Genomic DNA, 19,333 nt, shown 5'->3' on the forward strand with positions numbered 1-19,333 from the left:
GGCTCCGACCTAATCAACCTAGTCCCGAATGAACTGAGAGGCGTAACTACGAATGTCATGACCGTTGAGGACATGAAATTGTCGAAGTCGGTTCACCGTCTGTCCTGAAAACCGGCTCAGAGGGATGGGAATCAGTTTTCGCCCAAATTTTCGAGCAATTTGTCGCCATCGGGCCTTTGGCGGAATCGGCGAGACGAGTGCAACATGGATCTCTTGTGAATGGCGGCAGGCGCCGGCAATGAGTCGTTCTTCCAATGTACGCGTGAAGTCGAGTTGCGGGTCTGTCCAAATATCGGGTATCGGTCTGGGAGGAAACAAAAACATGGTTCCCCCATATTGAGACTGCCCGATTCCTGGACCAATCATATTGTCCAAAAATGGTGTCGCAAAAAAGCACAACGTCGACTCTTCTTCATGTTCTGCATACCACGTCGCTTGCCATGAAAATTTCTCTGCATCGGCCGGAATTTCAAAGAGAAACACAATGACTTCAAGCGTCCCACGGGAAGGGGGAAGATCTTTGACGTAAATTTCAAGATTTTGTGATTTCCTGGTAATGGAATGTCGCAGTGTCTCGCGAATGTCAATCCCGTCACGCAGCGAAGTCGTAAATTTTTCGGCTTTGGCCAACTCGGCACCCAAAAGAGATTTCGCTTGCTGACGAACATGTGCGGAAAACGATTCAATTTTATCGTCTTCCGGAGGCCAGGAACATTGTCCAAACGGATTCCATTGAAACGCCCAATTCCGTTTCTTCCGTTTTGGCGGTGCCGGTCGCAACGACAGCGATTTCCATTCGAGACGTTCGCCGGCTAAACGGTTTTTGGCTTTGCTCACCGTTCCATCTGGAAACTGAATTTCTCCGAGTCCAACCGAAATAGCGGGTAGGCTCCACGGAGGCACGCGTACTTCTTGAAATCGATAGTGCTTGGCCGTATCTAACAGCGTGAGCGCGAACTCATCACCTGCCAGCTGTTTGGCTGCTAAAACTAATGTATACAAATCAGGAGTTAATCGACGATGTAAGAGAGAGAGATTTCTCACATATTGCAAATACATTTGTAACAACTGTGGAGTAACCCAATTTGATTCTTGTGCGCTATTGGCCTGCCAAGTCCTGAGCCATTCGGTCCGCGTTTCAAGAAGCAACTCTTTGATGCCATCAATGGAAAGATGCGTATCAGCTCGGGCTTCCTGCCTGCGCGTTTCATACAGCTCAGTCACAAACGGAAGCTCACCCAACACAAAATAGAGTGACTCAAGCTGAACCGCATAGGACTCCGGTCTTCCCTGAAGCGTGTCAGGCGCGTCATACGGCGCACGGCTCTGATAAGCCGTTCGTATCCAGGGCCAATCTTCTAGTGAGCACAGACAGACGATTGATTCGTAATAGAGTTCGAGTTCGTGAAGACGAAAGGCCATCCAAGCAATACGTTGCCAGCGTTGCGTGCCGGTCGTAGGGGCTGGAATGGAGGGCAGCATGGCGGCTCCATAGGAGGCCAAGGACACGTGTTTGAGCGCATAGGGGTCAGCAGTCGAAAAGGCCGATGGCTCAAAACGTGAGACCTCTCGATCGATATATGCACGGGGAATACCTTCGATGAGCGCCACACGAATGCCCATAATGACCGCCTGACAGGGATCGATTGGAATATAGGAATAGGTCGCGTCTTCTCTGGCTTCGGGAATAAGAACTAATTGAATATAGGGGAGATTGGCAATGGCTGATTCCAGAACATCTTCCACGGATGGTGGAAGAGGAATCGCAACACAGTCCACGTGTTTTTTCGTCAACAGATATTCTCGAACTTCTTGTGCCACATCGCCACTCCCGTGACGTATCGGCAACAGCGAGATGCGCGGGGATAATTGAAAAACAGTTTCCGTGACCTGTTTGTCAGATATCATATTCGCCTGTGCTATTGAGAGAAGATCGTCTAGAAAAGCCTGAGAGCAGACTTGGAACGTCGCTCGTTGCTCGTTTTTCGTGTCTCGCTAAAGAAAAAAGAGAAAAGACAATTTATCGTTTGTGATGCCTAAAAAGACTCCTCACACGAAATACGAACGACGAGATACGTTTTTCTTGTGCACTACTGATCCGGATGAAGAGGATGCCCTTCATCAAAGAAAAAGTCGCCCAATCCCTTTGGAGTGGATTCATTGCCGATTGCGCGGCTTCGGCGACGCGCAAGTGAATCAAGGTCCAAGGCTTCCTCCCCCAACACCTTTGTCAGCGCTTCCTTCCAGGCCTCATCCTGACCGAGGGGATGGGAGGAGTCTTGCGCCAATCGCTTCAGCGCATATTGCACCATATGGATCCCATCACGGACAGAAAACTCCAAGTCGAGTTCGTGAGCCTTCTGAAGAAAATCAACAGTCAGACTAAGAATATCGGCTGGAGCAAACGGCAGATGATAGTGCAGGATCGCCAGTTCATGATCGCGGGCGGGGAATTCGACCTTTAAGGTCGGTTGTAATCGTGAAAGGATATAATCGGGAATCTCATACGTCGAGGCATCTTCATTCATCGTAATGCAACATCGAAAATGGTCATGGGCTTTGATTTGAATGCCGGCAATAATCGATTCGACACTCCGTCGATAATCAAGCAAAGGGGCGAGTGATGCCCAACTTTTTTCATTCATGCGGTTGCCTTCATCCAACAGACAGACACTTCCGGTCAGCATCGCCGTCACCAGCGGGGACGCCTGATAGGAGATGGTGCCTCCCTCTGAAATTACCGGAGAGACGAGAAGGTCTTCCGGTCGCGTATCGGCAGTACATTGAAATATATAGAGATCTTGTTTCTTTTCTTTGGCCGCAGACATGGCCAGCGTCGTTTTCCCCACGCCAGGCTGTCCGGTGATACGAGGAGACAATGGCAGGTCTCGCGGATCTACCACCAACCAACAAGCCAACAGTTGCTGGAGCAGCTCACGATCTCCGATCCACTCCTGATTAAGTGGAATCGGTTGGGCGAGCCGAAGGGTGACTTGGTCAACAACCTGAGTCCGTGACACGTGCGGGGTATTCATCATAAACCTGTCATACTCAAACGAAGGATCACCTAAAGATCGAAGGGGAAAATCAAAAGTAGCATAGGAAAATTACAAGGGTCAAACTCCTCAAATGAAGCGGAGTTGTTTCATCATTTTGGCGTCGTAAATGTTTGACATTACTTACAACCCACACTATTCTTTTAGAGATAGTACCTTCGTTCAGGATTTGTCCATTCATACCTACAGTCCATGACCAAAATTCCTGGATAATAAAATTCAGTCGATGACTTCAACATTGGAGGAATGTGCATGATGGTATCACCTGTGATAAGTACAACACCGCTCTCTCGCATGCCTGTTCAATTGAGTCACACATTGCGAATCATCGGTAGCGTGGTTTTGTTTGGCGGACTTTTAAGCGGATGTGTCAGCAGTGAAAAATATGAAGCAGAAAAAGCACGAGCACTCAATTTCCAAAGACTCCTGGCTCAAGAAGAAAAACGAACCGGTGAGGTGAATGCGAAATATCAAGAAACCCAACGCGAACTCACAACCTTAGAATCCCAAAACCGTGACTTAACCGCTGAGATTGATGCCATGCGTGATCAATTTACCAGCACACAAGATGAATTAACTCGACTCCGTGACGGAAAAATTGATGACGTCAAGTCGGATGACCTCACACTTTCTGAACCTTCCATTTCAGAATTTGGACTCGAAGATATCGAGTTTAAGGATTCAGACTTTGCCGATATCGGAGGTGACCTCGGAGAAGACCCCATGGCCACGTCAATGATGGATGGCTCGGGACAATCGCACACCGTGTCCAAAGGTGAAACATTATTTAGTATTTCCCGACAACATGGTGTGAGCGTGAACGATCTGAAGAGTTGGAACAACCTGCCTGGAAATCTCATCACGCCGGGACAAAAACTTATCGTTAGTAGGCCCTAGGAATATACATCTAGCATTGATTCGTGTATTCGTGGCACACGAGAATTTCCTTGCCCCTGTTGAATGCGGTCTTGGATTCACAGGGGCATTTTCTTTTTATCGATCCTTCATCCTGCCCACCCGCGTCATTCATTGATTTTAAAACGAATCGTGTGGTACCGTCTGATCGATGAAAAAACCTTATTATTCAGTAGGTTTTGAAGAGTTTTGCGAATTAGCCACTCAAGGAAACTTGATTCCGCTCTATCGCGAAATCTTCGCTGATTACGAGACACCCGTTTCGGCATTTTCGAAAATTAATTCTGGACCAACAGCTTATCTATTTGAAAGCATCGAAGGGGGTGAAAACTGGGCACGATATTCTTTTTTAGGGAATCATGCCAAACTCGTCGTCTGGGAACAGGACAATGAAATCATCATTAAGGAAGGCAAACACGTTTCTCGTCTGCCGATGGAGTCCAACCCCCTCGCGCATATTGAACAAGTGCTAGCCCCCTATCATCCCGTCGCCGTCCCTGGGCTTCCGCGATTTCTTGGTGGAGCGGTTGGCTATCTTGGCTATGATGTCGTTCGATCATTTGAACCAATTCCAGAGGTTCCCAAGGATGATACGAAGCTCCCTAAGCTTGCCTTTTTACTGACCGATACACTCGTCATTTTTGACAATATTGCCCACACAATTAAAGTTGTAGCAAACGCTCATATCACCACGCACAGCAAAACGGCACTGAAACGAGCCTATGTGGAAGCCAAAAGCCGGATCGACGAAATGATTGATCGGCTCAAAAAACGTGCGTCTCGTCCAAAGCCTCAAGATCGCAGATCTCCTTTGCGATTTAGGTCCAATATGAGCCGTGATCATTTTGAAAAAATGGTGATACGAACAAAAGAATATATTCAAGCGGGAGACATTGTTCAGGGAGTCATCTCTCAACGATGGCAGACAACGATCAAATCTGACCCCTTGGAAATTTATCGTGCCCTTCGTGTCATTAATCCGTCACCCTATATGTTTTACTTACGCATTGCGGGTGTTCAACTCGTTGGGGCTTCACCTGAAGTCCTTGTACGATGTGAAGATCATCAAGTTGTAGTCCGTCCCATTGCCGGGACTCGTCGTCGTGGGACATCCAAAGAACAGGATCAAGCTCTCGCTGATGAACTCCTCGCAGATGCCAAAGAACTGGCAGAGCATATCATGCTCGTGGATTTGGGACGCAATGATGTGGGTCGGATCGCCAAAGCCGGTTCCATCGTGGTTGATCCGTTTAAGACGGTAGAACGGTACTCTCATGTCATGCACATTGTCTCACAGGTCACTGGAGAACTTGCGCCGCCCTATTCCGCCTATGATGTCATGAAAGCCTGTTTCCCGGCCGGCACGGTTTCCGGAGCACCCAAAATTCGTGCTATGCAAATCATTGAAGAATTAGAGCCCACAAGACGTGGACCCTATGCCGGAGCGGTGGGGTATTTTGGGTTCTCGGGGACGATGGATACCTGTATCAATATTCGGACGGTGGTGATAAAAGATCAGCAAGCGTATATTCAAGCCGGCGCTGGCATTGTGGCAGACTCTGACCCGGCCAGCGAGTATGAAGAAACGTGCAATAAGGCTGGTGCAATGATGCGTGCAATTGAAATGGCGGAGCAAGGATTGGACTAAGAATGTACAGGAGATGGTGTAAGGCAATATGAAAGTACATAGGCATCGCTCACTACGCTTCACATTTCACGTCTGACGCTACACGAAATTATTATGTTACTCGTCATCGACAATTACGACTCCTTTACGTATAACGTCGTCCAATATCTTGGTGAATTAGGGGCTGATGTTCAGGTCTATCGAAACGACAAAATTTCGATTGCCGAGATTGAACGACTCGCCCCCGAACGGCTCTTAATTTCTCCAGGTCCATGCACACCAAACGAAGCAGGCATTTCAGTTGAAGTCGTTCGACATTTTGCTGGGCGGCTCCCGCTCCTGGGGGTCTGCCTCGGCCACCAATCACTGGCCTATGCGTTTGGTGGTGAAATTATTCGTGCCGATCGCTTGATGCATGGAAAAACGTCGATGGTTCATCATGATGGGAAAACTCTGTTTCACGGACTCCCCAATCCATTTGAAGCGACGCGCTATCATTCATTGATCGTCAATCGCCAAACCCTACCGAAAACCTTTGAAGTCTCTGCCGAAACAGTCGAAGGGGAAATTATGGGGATTCGGCATAAAGACACCGAGGCGGAAGGGGTACAATTCCACCCTGAATCTATCTTGACGACCTCAGGAAAAGACCTTTTCCATAACTTTATTCGCATGACGATACCCGTTAATAACTAAGAATCTGGACATCTTGATTGAGGCACGAGAAACTCACATGATGAAAGATGCCATAGCAAAGCTGGCCGAAGGCGTAGATCTTTCTGAACAAGAAGCCAAAGAGGTGATGCTGCACATTATGCGCGGAGACGCATCGGACGCGCAGATTGCGGCCTACCTCATGGGCATGAGAGCAAAAGGCGAGTCAGTTGATGAAATTAGCGGATCCGTCAAAGCGATGCGGAGTCTCGCGCAACGAGTTCCCGTTGCCGATCCAATGATTGTAGACACGTGCGGAACCGGAGGTGACGGCGCGCAGACGTTTAATATTTCTACAGCCGCAGCCTTCGTGGTTGCCGGAGGTGAGATGACCGTCGCCAAACATGGCAATCGCTCAGTCTCATCCCGATCAGGAAGCGCCGATGTGTTACAGGCCTTAGGAGTCGCCATTGACCTGCCAATCGATCGCATGAGTGATTGTATCAATGAGGTTGGAATCGGCTTTCTCTTTGCCCCGCTCTATCATGGCGCCATGAAACATTGTGCCAAACCGCGTGCAGAAATGGGTATTCGAACGCTCATGAATATCTTGGGGCCTTTATCCAACCCGGCACAAGCCTCCATTCAAATCCTCGGGGTGTACGAGAAATCACTCACGGAAAAGCTTGCGCAAGTCTTGATTCGGCTCGGCACGCAACACTGCTTCGTCTTACATGGACTCGACGGACTCGATGAAATTACCTTGACCGACCAAACGTACATTTCTGAAGGAAAAGCCGGACGTGTCTCAAGTTACACGATTAGCCCCAAAGACTTTGATCTTACACTCGTCAAAAGTCAGGAGTTAACGGGTGGAACAGCAGAGGAGAACGCTGCCATTATCAGAGAAGTTCTTCGCGGACGAAAAAGCGCGAAACGTGACATTATCCTCATCAATGCGGCTCCAGCATTTGTGGCTTGCGGGAAAGTCAAAACGCTCAAAGAAGGCTTTGAACAAGCGACAACCGTACTCGACAGCGGAGCCGCCTATGAAAAGTTGGAAAAACTCGTTCAGTTTACTCAGCAGCATACATCATGATTCTTCATCGAATTCTTGAGCATAAACAAGCCGAATTGCGACATAAGCAGAGTCGCGGGTATATCGCTGAGCTCAAAGGACGGATTGCTGATCGATCCTCTCCAAAGGGATTTATCGACGCTCTAGAAGCTGGAATGACCGAGGACTCTCCGGCTCTGATCGCCGAAGTCAAAAAAGCCTCCCCAAGTCAAGGCCTCATGCGTCCAGAGTTTCAACATAAATTTGATCCCGTTGACATTGCCAAAATGTACGAACGAGCCGGAGCCTCAGCCATATCCGTCCTGACCGATCAGGAATACTTCCAGGGATGCCTGGACCATCTTGCGTCCGTCAACGATCAGGTCACGCTCCCCACCTTGAACAAAGAATTCATGCTTGAGGAAATTCAATTCTATGAAGCACGGGCCTATGGTGCGGATTGCGTGCTGCTGATTGTCGCCGCCCTGGATCGTATTCAGTTGCAAGACCTCTACAGCATTGCGCGAGGCATGGATTTAGACGTCCTGATCGAAACCCATGACGAACGTGAACTTGATACGGTTCTAGAACGAGTACCCGATGCGAGAATGATTGGGATCAATAACCGTAATCTGAAGACGTTTTCAACAGATCTTGGTGTGACAGAACGCCTCGCGAAGCGTATCCCTGCCGAAAAACTCATTGTCAGTGAAAGTGGTATTCACAAACGGGATGATGTTCTTAAAATCAAAGAGGCCGGCGCCAAGGCCATGTTAATCGGGGAATCACTCATTCGCGCCGATGACATTGAAGAAAAAATACAGGCATTACGCTCTGCACTTCAAACAGAATCAAACCCCGGTGAATCGACGACTCGCTGGGTGTAATCTTTAAAACTCATTGACGTCGACTCGTCACATATGATTCCCAAAATAAAAATTTGCGGCATCACCAATGCCGACGATGCGCAAGTCGCAGTGCGTGCCGGAGCGGATGCTCTGGGGTTTAACTTTTATTCCCAAAGTCCACGTTTTGTTGAGGTAAACGTCGTGAAGTCTATCGTTCACCAGCTTCCACCAGGTGTATTGCCGATTGGAGTATTCGTGAACGAAGCCCTCACGATCGTTCGGAATATGATGGATGAATGCGGACTCGTCCTTGCGCAACTTCATGGTGACGAAACTCCAGCCTACTGTGAAACATTAGGCCGACCTGTGCTAAAAGGTATTCGACTACGAGATCGCAGCAGCTTCCTTTCTCTGGCCGAATACAAAGGCCGTGCCGGGGTCAAAGGATTTGTACTCGATGCATTCTCAGAGTCCGAATATGGAGGAACGGGAAAGGTCGCTGATTGGGATTTGGCCGCTGAGGCCGCGAAGGCAGCTCCAATCTTATTGGCTGGGGGATTGACACCAGAGAATGTCCAAGAAGCCATTCAAAAAGTTCACCCGTCTGGCGTGGATGTGAGCAGCGGAGTTGAAACCGCTCCCGGCAAAAAAGATCACACAAAGGTTCAAGCCTTCATTCAAGCCGTTCAACTTGTCTCCTGATTGATTTCACCGCTATACTCACTTTTTGGATTAGGCATTCCACCATTAACACTTTTCATGACTATGATTCCTGACGCTCACGGACGATTTGGTAAATATGGCGGTCAGTATGTTCCAGAAACGCTGATGCCAGCGATCCTGGAACTAGAGCAGGCCTACCTCAAAGTTCGAAAAGATCGAGAATTTCAAAAAGAATTTCATGACTATCTGAAGCAATATGTTGGACGTCCAACCCCACTCTACTTTGCCAAAAAGCTCACCAAAACACTCGGCGGCGCAAAAATCTATTTAAAACGCGAAGATCTCTGCCATACCGGTGCCCATAAAATCAATAACGCTGTCGGGCAAGTACTGCTGACACGCCGAATGAAGAAGCACCGTATCATTGCCGAAACGGGTGCGGGTCAGCACGGGGTGGCGGTGGCCACCGTCTCTGCTATGTTTGGGATGGAGGCTGAAATTTACATGGGGACCGAAGATATGGAACGGCAGGCGCTGAACGTTTTTCGTATGCGCTTGCTCGGATCGAAAGTCACCGGGGTTGATTCTGGAAGCCGGACATTAAAAGATGCGATTAATGAAGCCATGCGTGATTGGACAACCAATATTAAAACGACCCATTATCTTCTCGGCTCGGTGTTAGGTGCTCACCCCTACCCGATGATGATTCGAGACTTCCAATCAGTCATTGGGCGTGAAGCACGCAAACAAATATTGGCAGCTGAAGGAAAATTACCGCAGTGCCTGGTTGCGTGTGTGGGTGGCGGCAGTAACAGCATTGGCCTGTTTTACCCCTTCATCAAAGATTCGAAAGTCAAAATGGTCGGAGTCGAAGCAGGTGGAGATGGACTCACGAGTGGAAAGCATGCCGCCAGATTTTCTGGAGGTAAGCCTGGAGTCTTGCATGGGACCATGACCTACCTTCTTCAAGATCAGTATGGGCAAGTCAACCTAACGCATTCTGTTTCCGCGGGGCTAGATTATCCTGCCGTTGGTCCGGAGCACAGCCTGCATCATGACTCAGGAAGAATTCACTATACCTCGGCGACGGATCAGGAAGCCTTGGCGGCGTTTGATTTGCTTTCTCAAGAAGAGGGCATTATCCCGGCACTCGAAAGTGCTCATGCCGTTGCCGAAGTCATCAAATTGGCTCCAACAATGAAAAAGAACCAAGTCCTCATTATGAATCTCTCAGGACGAGGCGATAAAGACGTGCAGCAAATTGCCCGCATGCGCGGCATCCCGTTGTAATGATTCTCGTAACTTCCTGAACGATACACGAACGACGAGCAACAAACGACTCTTCTTACTCCACGAGCGGTGAATTACGAGCAACGAGATACGAACTTATGATGAATCGTATCCTACAGACATTTGAGCGTCTTAGCCGTGAAGGAAAGACTGCGCTCATCCCATACATTATGGCCGGAGATCCCTCCTTATCGATCACGGAATCGCTTGTGTGTGAACTTGAAGCAGCCGGCGCAGATCTGATTGAGCTGGGTGTTCCATTTTCTGACCCAATTGCCGATGGACCGGTAATACAGAAAGCCGCAGACAGGGCGTTGCAATCAGGCACAACGCTGAAGGCCATCCTCACCATGGTCAAGACGATTCGAACGAAAACCCGCGTGCCTTTGATCTTGATGACGTACTACAACACCATCATGGCGATGGGAGAAGAAAATTTTTGTGCTCAAGCCGTCCAAGCTGGAATTGATGGTGTCATTGTTCCGGATATGCCTCCCGAAGAATCTGACGTCTTATGTCAGGCCTCCGCAAAGTATGGTGGGCCAATCGTGATTTTTCTCTTAGCGCCAACCAGTACACATGCTCGCCAAGCAGAGGTGATCAAACGGACCGAAGGATTCATTTACTATGTGTCGATCACAGGGATCACCGGATCGAAACTGAGTGACATGAAAACCGTCGAAAAGAATGTCCGAAAAATTCAGAAAGCCTCTCGTAAACCTGTGGCCGTCGGCTTTGGCATTTCCACACCAAAACAAGCCGGGGAAGTCTCTGAATTTGCCGATGGTGTTATCATTGGGAGTGCCCTTGTACAACGTATCAGTGAATATCACAAGAATCCCGACGTGCAGAAAACCATTCGCAATTTCATTCTGAATTTAAAACGCGGCATACAGTGAAAAGATAGGAATTCTTGGTCTCGAGGATTCCTCACATCGGCAACTTTTGTTCACACTCGAAAACTAACGACATCAACCTGCCTAAATTTGCCTAGAGAAATACGAATTTTCCTACCTCTGCCGACTTCCAGGACTAATTGGCTTCCTAAACAGTTGTTTTCCAATAAAACGGAGCTTGAGATATTCCTCACCGTGACTGGCATTGCTTTTGTATATATCTGGACCTATCACAAACAACATCTGGATATGGCCATAACCGAAGGAGCGACTTTGTCTATCTATGACTCAGAATATTTAGACCCCGAAGATGAGGACAAAGCTGTAGAAATACGGTTAGATGATGTCGTGTATCGAAGTGATGATGGCCCGGCTGTGGTACTTTCAATCAAACGAACCTGCTCTCTCAGCGGGGAAACGAAAGTCGGCCATGTGACGCTCGGCCATGAAAACACTCTCCGCCTTTATCTCGAAAACTAGACTCGATTTAAGAGCATAGGCTTTCCACGCTCTCGCTACAAACCTTACTCCTCTCTTCTTTGCCTCAAGTTATTTCATTAAATTTGTATTCCACGGTCCATCGTATCCAATCACTCCTTTAGTAGTATTTTCATTGAAATACTCATGTGATACTTGAGCTTTATGTATTGAAAGGGGCAAGCCACGGCGACACCTGTCGATGTGACGTTTACTGAGAGGAAGTTGGACCGGGCTGATTCTTTGTCCGTAGACAGTTCTCACATTGTGAGATACCAAGGGTGTGCGAGATATAAAATACCGAGAAATGTTCAATCCCACACTGCGTACACACAACGGGAGTACTGCGTGAGGTAGGGGGAATCCAACGAGCAGGACGATACTTCATGATAATCGCGACACTTCCATTTGAGATTACAGTATCTTTCGGTTCATGACGTCAAATTATTAAGCCTGAGGTCAACTTCAGTTACAGCATTCTCAGGATCGTACGCCTCAGGAGTTCGGAATCATTGACACAATACGCGTATAATAGGTGAAGGTCTCCATTCGTTTCCAGAGACTCTCTTGATACCAGGGGCTTCGCATACTGACCGAAACAAAGGAGGATACGATGTTTGGGCCAATTACGATCCCATTCGGATCAAAAATGTTAATGAATACCGTGACGCTCAAATCTGGGGTGACATTTGAGCAGGTCGAACTCGCTGTAGGGGAAATGTGTATGGTCGTGAAGGAAACGTATGGGGGAGACAAAGGGGGGTTTATTGCCGGACAGGTCTTTAAGTTTTCAGGGTTCGTGTCAGAAAAAGGCTCTCTGGATTCCCAAAACCCTACAGACGATCATTATGCCATTGTGACGTATTGGCGATCATTCGAAGAGCATGAACAATCCCATGCCGACGAACTTTTCAACAAAACCTTTTCGGCACTTGCTACGATGTGCTCTGACACAAAAGAACTTGGCTATGAGATGCTCTGGCAAGGTGAAGCGAAAGCCTAAACCATATCTCGTCGCTCGTGAACTCTATAACCGTTCCAATAACTTGCAAACGTCTGTCGTGTGCAATCGCGCTTTGTCAGTAAGACTTGGATACCTGTAATAAAGATATCAGAAGACTTGAGAGTCGAACGTTGAAATTGTAGAGATAGCTTTCTATCATTGGAACTATCGTGTCCAAGCGTTTTTGCGACCAATCATTTGCATTCGCTATAGTTCGTAAAAATCAAAAAGCCTCTTTACGCGAGATACAAGTACGAATAACAAGGACAATTCAGGAGCGATAAATCCACAGAGCAGATCGTCTCCCAAAGGGGGCCTCTTGTATTCAAGCTTCCCCCTAGTTGTTCCCACAACATTTCTTGTATTTTTTCCCACTCCCACACGGACATGGATCGTTGCGGCCAATCTTCGGCTCACTTCGGACAAATGTCTGGTTAGTTGGATCCGCGGCGTCAGTAAAGAACCATGTACCATCTCGTTTGGTAAATTGACTTAGCTCATGATGATGTTGTGGGCCTTCATTTGTCTCAAACGTGGCTTGAAAAAGAACCGTCCCGTGTTCATCATTGACCCCACCCTGTTGGGTTTCAATAATTTCTAACCCGATCCACTTGGTCGACTCAGCCCATTCGCGGCTGGCTTCTATATCGATATCACTTTTCGTTTCGGGATCGTGTGTTCTCTCAATAAAGTCCATGTTGACCTGCGTGTACGCCGTATATCGAGCGCGCATGAGTTCTTCGGCCGTCTCCGCTTGCCGCTGACCGTTAATAATCGGCTCACAACATTCCTTAAACATCTTTTCACTTAGACACGGACACTGCATACATTTCTCCTTTGTGTTTTGAATACCGGTCGACAGAAAATATTCTCACTACAACACTCAACGGATTTCGTTGAACCAAGAAGCAAGGCATACGGCTTTCACCCTTAGTCTTTGACAAACAGATACACTCCAAGCATCACCAGTATCATAGCAAATATTTTTTTGAATTGATCCGTTGATACATGCTCAAGAAGATGTGTGCCAATCTGAGCACCGACAATACCTCCGACACCTAGTAACAAGCCAACTTTATAATCCACATGTGCCAGTTTATTTTGGGCCAGGAGTGCAGAGATGGCAATCAACAAAATACCAAGAAACGAAGTGCCAATGGCTTTCTGTGCCGTAAACCCGAAAAACAATAAGAGCGGAACCATCAAAAATCCTCCGCCAAGGCCTGTAAAGGCGGCCCCCAACCCCACAACCACTCCACACGCCACCATTACAACAGAGGATATCTCCATCATAAAACTCCTTTCCCGATACAAGAAAAAATAGCCAAATTAGATCTTTGCTATCGACTCAAATCTCTTTATCCGCCTTAATTGCTCTGAGAGGTGTTCACTGAATGGTGCAGATCCAATCTTCACGTCAAGCAATATCATATTTCATCTATTGTCAGACAGGTTCATTCTCACTTTCGATGAAACGGTTGAGACCAACACTCCCATTGATCTCGACTCGTAAGCTTGTTAAGACACTACATGGCGATTTCCCTTTCAGACTGTCGAGCCGTGACAAAGGAATGCCAACAGGTACTCCTGGATGGGTTGATTCAAAAGATTCATCAACCTCAACCATTTCTCCTCACACTCGATATTCGAAAACCTGGAGAATCCTGGACACTGCTGATTTCTGCTGAGCCAGGGTTCGCTCGCCTACACATCAGCACACACAAGCCAAAGAACCCTCAGACTCCCTTTCAATTTTGTCAATATTTGCGTGCACACCTCGAAGGCGGGCGTATTCAATCGATCGAACAGGAGCTTGGGGATCGAATTGTGTATATCACGGTCGTGAAATCCTCGAATCTCTATCAAGTGGTTGTGGCGTTGACTGGCAATCAATCGAACGTATTGGTGTTAAACCAGGAACGTATGATTCTTCGGTCCTTGAAACCATCTAGATTAGAGGTTGGAGAGCCGTATGTTCCTCCTATTTTTCAGAAAAAAGAGGCTGTACGCGCAACCTCAGCCTCTCCCCAGATAGAAGAGAGAATAACACCCAAAGAAAATTTTGTGCGATCTCTACCTTCCCAATCACTCGCCAACAAAGTAGAGGACTTCACGAACAGAATTCCGGTTTCTGTTGAACTTGAAGAGCGATTTCGTAAGAAGATAGACCTACAGCGTCGCTTGGAATGGTTTAAAGTTCGAACCGCCGAAGCTCGAAAGTCTTTAAAACAGGCAACACGTCGTCGTCACACGCTTGAAGCTGACTTAGTAAAGGCCCAAAAGTATCAAGAGTATCAACGATATGGTGAATTATTAAAGACTCAACTCCACACCATACAACCGCGACAAGCCGTCATCGACGTTGTGGATTATTACGATCCGGCATTGCCAACGCTTTCACTACCACTGAATATCTTGAAAGATCCAGTCTGGAATCTGGAAGATTATTTTCGCAAATATCGCAAATACATCTCCGCGCAAGAACATCTTCGGCCAAGATTAGAACGAACCGAGAATGAGATTCAATCGTTACAAGAGGAATTGGAAAAATTGAAAAACGAAGAACTTACTGATCTTATCGATTCGCCGACTGGCAACTCTGAGGTTCCGAGTAGTCCAGCCAGTCTGTCCCGCCTTCCTTCCTCTAAGGGAGGGAAGAAAACTGGGAAACACCAAACACATGTAAAGAGAACTTCATACCATAACGATCAGACAAGCACAGGGAAAAAAGAAAAATCCCATCAATCGACAAAACAGTATCGAACGTTTGAATCATTTGACGGGTTGACGATCTTGGTTGGAAAAAGTGCGACGGACAATGACTATCTCACAATGAAAGTAGCAAAGCCTGATGACGTCTGGCTGCACGCACGCGGTACGCCAGGGTCACACGTCGTTATCAGGATCGACAAGTCCACGGAGGTACCACATGAAACACTTCGCGATGCGGCGACACTCGCTCTGTTCTATAGCAATCTCAAGAAAAGCGGAAAAGGTGAGGTAATCTACACGCTTCGTAAGTTCGTCAGAAAATCAAAAGGACTTAAAGCAGGAGCCGTGCATGTCACAAGAGAAAAAAGCCTATGGATTGAGCTAAACAAAGATCGCCTGGATCGATTAAAGGGAGGACTCTGAAACGTACGATTCGGAAATCAGAACGGTGCAACCACCCCAAGACATTTCTCCCCTTTTCTCATAGCGCTGGCTATTTCATCACAAGTTGGTTTTCTTATTCTAGAAAAAGAAGAATGACTCTTTTTCTGAATGTCCCCTTTTTTGATGCGACCGTCACCACTGACGAGATAGCCAAAAAAGGGAATGTCCCCTTTTTCGATACACTGAAAAAAGTAGGGTAAGAGGTGAGATTATGGTTAGGTTGATTACTGGCTTAGGAAGAGGCAGGAACAAAATGAAATCGTTGTATGCCTGATGTCGTTGCTACAACTCCAAGGCTCCTCCTTCTGTAGTCATTCCCGCAGAAGCGGAAATCCAGGGTTTTTATGGTTTCTGGATGCCCACCTACGTGGACAGAACAAACAACAGTATGTTGAGAGCCGAGGGTTGGTTCCCGAATCATTCAATGGTCGCCAAGCCCGAGACTCATTTATTTTGTTAGAGGATCTAAAATATGGCCAAGCACTGACGTCAGTGGTGATCCCCTTATCCATGGTGTTCACTGTGATTAACTTCCTCGCTAAACGAGTTTTGTATACATATGTGCATTCTGGATTGAACAGATCGGATCTTTGCCGCATGGAATATTGCGGCAATCGGGATCGGGCCAGAATGATACTGAGAACAGGATTAGCTGCGTGAGCCTTCGTTGGGCTTGCCCTTCTCCTACCGTCGGAAGTGATGGCCTCCGAGCCGCGAGAACAGATACTCCATGCTGCGACTGGTGACCCACAGGCGCTCTTCTGTCTGGTCATCTTTCTTTTGTCGTACCTCCTCGTTATGAGCGAGGAGAAGACACGTTTGCGAAAATCGATGCCAGTCACGCATGCTTGGTGCAGGCATCATCTGGGCAGTCATTGGCATGGGCGCACCCGACTACAATGTAGACCACGAACAGCTCAAGCACGCCCTTCTGCATGATCTCGATGAGTATGGCGGCTTGCTCCTGTTCCTCATGGCGGCCATGACTACATCAACGCACTCGAAGAGTTGAACGTGTTTGTGGCGCTCCGGTCCTGGATGGTGAGCAAAGGCTTCAGCTACCGGCAGCTTTCTGGGTCTCCAGCACAATCGCGTTCTTCCTATCGGCTATTGCCGACAACCTAACCACAGCGCTGGTGATGGGTACGGTGATTCTTGCGGTGGGCACAGGTAATCCTCAGTATATGTTGCTGTCTCATTCGTCAATATTGCCTCCGCCACAAATGCCGGCGGCACTTTCAGTTCGTTCGGTGATATTACGACGTTGATGATCTGGCAGTCCGGTCTGGTGGAGTTCGTCGAGTTCTTCGTACTCTTTATACCTTCCGCTGTCACCTACCTCGTTCCCGCTGTGGTGATGAGTTTTTTCGTGCCGGCCGGAACGCCGGTAAAGCTAAAGGAATATGCTCGTATGAGACGTGGCGCGTGGTTCGCGATCCTCCTAGGACTCCTAACCATTGCCATGTCTGTCTCATTCGAGCAGTTCCTAGGCCTTCCCTCCTTCATGGGTATGATGACCGGCCTTGCGTTGCTCATGTTCTTCACGTACTACCTCAGTCAAACCCAGAGGGAGGGAGAGGATGATGGATACACTACTGTTCTTCTTCGGTGTCATGTTCAGCGTCGGCGGGCTCGCCTTCATCGGTTACCTCGAGCTTGCCTCTTTGGTCATGTATGAGGACTGGGGACCGACTGCGGCGAATATTGTGGTGGGGATGACTTCGGCTATCATCGACAACATCCCTATCATGTTCTCAGTGTTGAGCATGCATCCCGAGATGAGTCAATTCCAATGGCTGCTCGTCACCCTTACCTGCGGTGTTGGGGGCAGCTTGCTCTCGATTGGATCGGCGGCCGGCGTCGCGCTCATGGGGACAGTACGAGGACAATACACTTTCCTTGGTCACCTCAAATGGACACCAATCATTGCCCTCGGCTGCGCGGCAGGAATCGGTACGCATTTCATGGTCAATGCCTGATTTGCGCTGGGCACAGCCAGGTGTTACTCATGTTCTCCCCCACCCGCCCACTGGTTTCCCTGGAATCGGCAACAGGGGTCCTCTACCTGGCGATCATTATCGGAAAGTTCATCGCAGCCACGTTCAAGTTTCAAGGAAAGAATAGATTTGATTTAACGCATAGTCGACTTATGAGAAAACTTCCCAACTCTCATAACTGACAAGATATTATCGCACGCAAGGAGATATGTAAGAATATGGCGGTGAATCAAAGGAAAAGTGGATGGTGAGGTTCGTCATATCGGAGACAAGCAACGAGGGTAAACCGAGAATGTCTACTTCTCACCAACCTCCATTTCCCATTTGAACTTGACAGAATTCTGTACAGAATTGTACTCTTCTGGAATAGGAGGAAAGCTTGTGGCAATTTCATCCAAGGACATTATTTCCCTAACTCACGCGAGAACAAAATTGACGGAACTTTGCGAAGAGGTTCATGTAAAGGGACGAGAAAAAATTATTACGAAGAATGGGGAAAGTTGCGCCGCGTTAATCGATGCGAACCGTTTAGACCATTATCATCGTCTGGAGCGCGAGCACATTCACCTCACGCTTCTTGAAGAGGCCCTTCGCGGGATCGAGGATCTTGCTGAAGGAGAAACGCTCACGCTTTCCCAACTCAAGACTCGACATGGCCGGTAGACGGCCAATCTTTACTCAATACTTCTCTGCCAACCTCTTGGCCATTCAAGTCTTCTTGGGGTCAGAGGGTCACAAACGCTTTGAACGTTTCTTAGACCACCTGTTCGACGAAATCGTTCCACGGCTGTGTCGATTTCCAAAGTCTGGCCGCTCATTTTTGACTCATGCGATCCATTCCGCAGAAGCCAAATCCCTGGTGAAGAAATTACGCATGCGCCTAAACCGTGATGATGACCTTCGGGAATGTATCGTCGATGAGTACGTCGTGCTGTATCTTCTTTCTGACAATCGCATTGTATTCCTTTCCGTCAAACACCATCGCCAACTCTCTTTCGATCTCAAGCGGTTTTGGCAGGAAAAGTAGCAGCCCAGTTTAACAAGGAGGTAGGAACCTCACATTAAGCGATAAAATCTCTATCCCACCATTTTTCCACAGATGCAAAATGAAAACTGGCGGCGCGTGAACTGTGATACATGATTTCGGGCACCTTTTTTGACATCTTCGAGATGAGATCCATCGATAGTCATTTCAAATACGTTCCCAAAACTCGAAATACGAATATCGGAACCAATTCGAATTTTTCAATTTGGCTATAGCCGTTTCAGTTACTTTCCAATGTTTGAAGTGGGTAATCACACGGTGTTAGTCAGGCTGGCTCGACTGGACTTGGACACCTATAATCGATAGGTCCGATGGAGTGTTGAGTCACCAATATCGAATGCATGTAAAGAACGCGTAGGTATGCATCCTATCGTATCCAAGCTTCCATGCTAGCAACCATTTGGATTCGCTATAGTCTACCTTGTCTCGGTCCCTCATATTGCACGTATCCTACTTTCCCCGACACCCAGGAGTGTCGCATACAACGTTCCTTCCCTTCTAGTGAAAGCTTGGATACGCTGTGCAATAGCTGAATCACGTTCTGCGGCACGTAAAGCAAGGATGCTTTTATCCAGCGCACGGAAATGCAAGGAAAAGGTGCGATCTCAAGAAAGAGGTCAGTGATCCCGATATTTGCGGGAAAGTGCCG

Annotated in this window: 17 protein-coding genes and 1 pseudogene; 14 read left to right on the forward strand and 4 right to left on the reverse strand. The window is 47.8% G+C overall.

Annotated features, from left to right (window positions below; genetic code table 11):
- Positions 1-18: 18 nt before the first annotated feature.
- Both ACWQXP_RS06315 and ACWQXP_RS06320 read right to left on the reverse strand, forming a co-directional pair.
- On the reverse strand, positions 19-1,908 hold the full coding sequence (locus ACWQXP_RS06315) for a hypothetical protein (protein ID WP_454061990.1): 1,890 nt from the start codon (positions 1,906-1,908) through the stop codon (positions 19-21).
- A 182-nt stretch (positions 1,909-2,090) separates the two neighbouring features.
- Positions 2,091-3,035 (reverse strand): AAA family ATPase, encoded by a 945-nt coding sequence (locus ACWQXP_RS06320; protein WP_454062992.1) that lies wholly within the window; start codon positions 3,033-3,035, stop codon positions 2,091-2,093.
- A 273-nt stretch (positions 3,036-3,308) separates the two neighbouring features.
- On the opposite strand from ACWQXP_RS06320, the gene ACWQXP_RS06325 reads away from it, so the two are divergent.
- The 10 genes from ACWQXP_RS06325 (at position 3,309) to ACWQXP_RS06370 (ending at position 12,486) form a co-directional block, all read left to right on the forward strand.
- A complete protein-coding gene (locus tag ACWQXP_RS06325) occupies positions 3,309-3,953 on the forward strand; it encodes a LysM peptidoglycan-binding domain-containing protein (protein WP_454061991.1) in 645 nt (214 codons plus the stop codon).
- 169 nt (positions 3,954-4,122) lie between these two features.
- Complete coding sequence (gene trpE, locus ACWQXP_RS06330; RefSeq protein ID WP_454061992.1) at positions 4,123-5,619, forward strand: anthranilate synthase component I; 1,497 nt, start codon at positions 4,123-4,125, stop codon at positions 5,617-5,619.
- A 93-nt stretch (positions 5,620-5,712) separates the two neighbouring features.
- Positions 5,713-6,294 (forward strand): anthranilate synthase component II, encoded by a 582-nt coding sequence (locus tag ACWQXP_RS06335; RefSeq protein ID WP_454061993.1) that lies wholly within the window; start codon positions 5,713-5,715, stop codon positions 6,292-6,294.
- A 37-nt stretch (positions 6,295-6,331) separates the two neighbouring features.
- A complete protein-coding gene (gene trpD / locus ACWQXP_RS06340) occupies positions 6,332-7,351 on the forward strand; it encodes an anthranilate phosphoribosyltransferase (RefSeq protein ID WP_454061994.1) in 1,020 nt (339 codons plus the stop codon).
- Positions 7,348-8,196, forward strand: coding sequence for an indole-3-glycerol phosphate synthase TrpC (trpC, locus tag ACWQXP_RS06345; RefSeq protein WP_454061995.1), 849 nt, complete (start codon positions 7,348-7,350; stop codon positions 8,194-8,196). Before trpD ends, trpC begins: the two co-directional genes overlap by 4 nt.
- A 33-nt stretch (positions 8,197-8,229) precedes the next feature.
- Complete coding sequence (locus ACWQXP_RS06350; protein WP_454061996.1) at positions 8,230-8,859, forward strand: phosphoribosylanthranilate isomerase; 630 nt, start codon at positions 8,230-8,232, stop codon at positions 8,857-8,859.
- Positions 8,860-8,922: 63 nt separating this feature from the next.
- Positions 8,923-10,110: a tryptophan synthase subunit beta gene (trpB, locus tag ACWQXP_RS06355; protein WP_454062993.1), complete on the forward strand. Its 1,188-nt coding sequence runs from the start codon at positions 8,923-8,925 to the stop codon at positions 10,108-10,110.
- Positions 10,111-10,211: 101 nt separating this feature from the next.
- Positions 10,212-11,009: a tryptophan synthase subunit alpha gene (gene trpA / locus ACWQXP_RS06360; protein ID WP_454062994.1), complete on the forward strand. Its 798-nt coding sequence runs from the start codon at positions 10,212-10,214 to the stop codon at positions 11,007-11,009.
- A 270-nt stretch (positions 11,010-11,279) separates the two neighbouring features.
- Positions 11,280-11,486, forward strand: coding sequence for a hypothetical protein (locus ACWQXP_RS06365; RefSeq protein WP_454061997.1), 207 nt, complete (start codon positions 11,280-11,282; stop codon positions 11,484-11,486).
- Between the two features lie 610 nt (positions 11,487-12,096).
- Positions 12,097-12,486 (forward strand): hypothetical protein, encoded by a 390-nt coding sequence (locus tag ACWQXP_RS06370; protein ID WP_454061998.1) that lies wholly within the window; start codon positions 12,097-12,099, stop codon positions 12,484-12,486.
- A 337-nt stretch (positions 12,487-12,823) separates the two neighbouring features.
- Here ACWQXP_RS06370 and ACWQXP_RS06375 read toward each other — a convergent pair whose 3' ends face one another.
- Both ACWQXP_RS06375 and ACWQXP_RS06380 read right to left on the reverse strand, forming a co-directional pair.
- The gene (locus ACWQXP_RS06375; RefSeq protein ID WP_454061999.1) at positions 12,824-13,312 is read right to left on the reverse strand and encodes a YchJ family protein; all 489 of its coding nucleotides are present in this window, start codon (positions 13,310-13,312) and stop codon (positions 12,824-12,826) included.
- 104 nt (positions 13,313-13,416) lie between these two features.
- Entirely contained in the window at positions 13,417-13,779 is a 363-nt protein-coding gene (locus ACWQXP_RS06380) for a sulfite exporter TauE/SafE family protein (RefSeq protein WP_454062000.1), read from the reverse strand.
- A 237-nt stretch (positions 13,780-14,016) separates the two neighbouring features.
- On the opposite strand from ACWQXP_RS06380, the gene ACWQXP_RS06385 reads away from it, so the two are divergent.
- The 4 genes and pseudogenes from ACWQXP_RS06385 (at position 14,017) to ACWQXP_RS06400 (ending at position 18,666) form a co-directional block, all read left to right on the forward strand.
- The gene (locus ACWQXP_RS06385) at positions 14,017-15,621 is read left to right on the forward strand and encodes an Rqc2 family fibronectin-binding protein (RefSeq protein ID WP_454062001.1); all 1,605 of its coding nucleotides are present in this window, start codon (positions 14,017-14,019) and stop codon (positions 15,619-15,621) included.
- Between the two features lie 720 nt (positions 15,622-16,341).
- A pseudogene (nhaD, locus tag ACWQXP_RS06390) lies at positions 16,342-17,621 on the forward strand (sodium:proton antiporter NhaD).
- 399 nt (positions 17,622-18,020) lie between these two features.
- A complete protein-coding gene (locus ACWQXP_RS06395) occupies positions 18,021-18,302 on the forward strand; it encodes a type II toxin-antitoxin system Phd/YefM family antitoxin (RefSeq protein ID WP_454062002.1) in 282 nt (93 codons plus the stop codon).
- Entirely contained in the window at positions 18,292-18,666 is a 375-nt protein-coding gene (locus ACWQXP_RS06400) for a type II toxin-antitoxin system RelE/ParE family toxin (RefSeq protein WP_454062003.1), read from the forward strand. Before ACWQXP_RS06395 ends, ACWQXP_RS06400 begins: the two co-directional genes overlap by 11 nt.
- Positions 18,667-19,333: the final 667 nt, after the last annotated feature.

This window comes from Candidatus Nitrospira salsa (assembly GCF_965152625.1).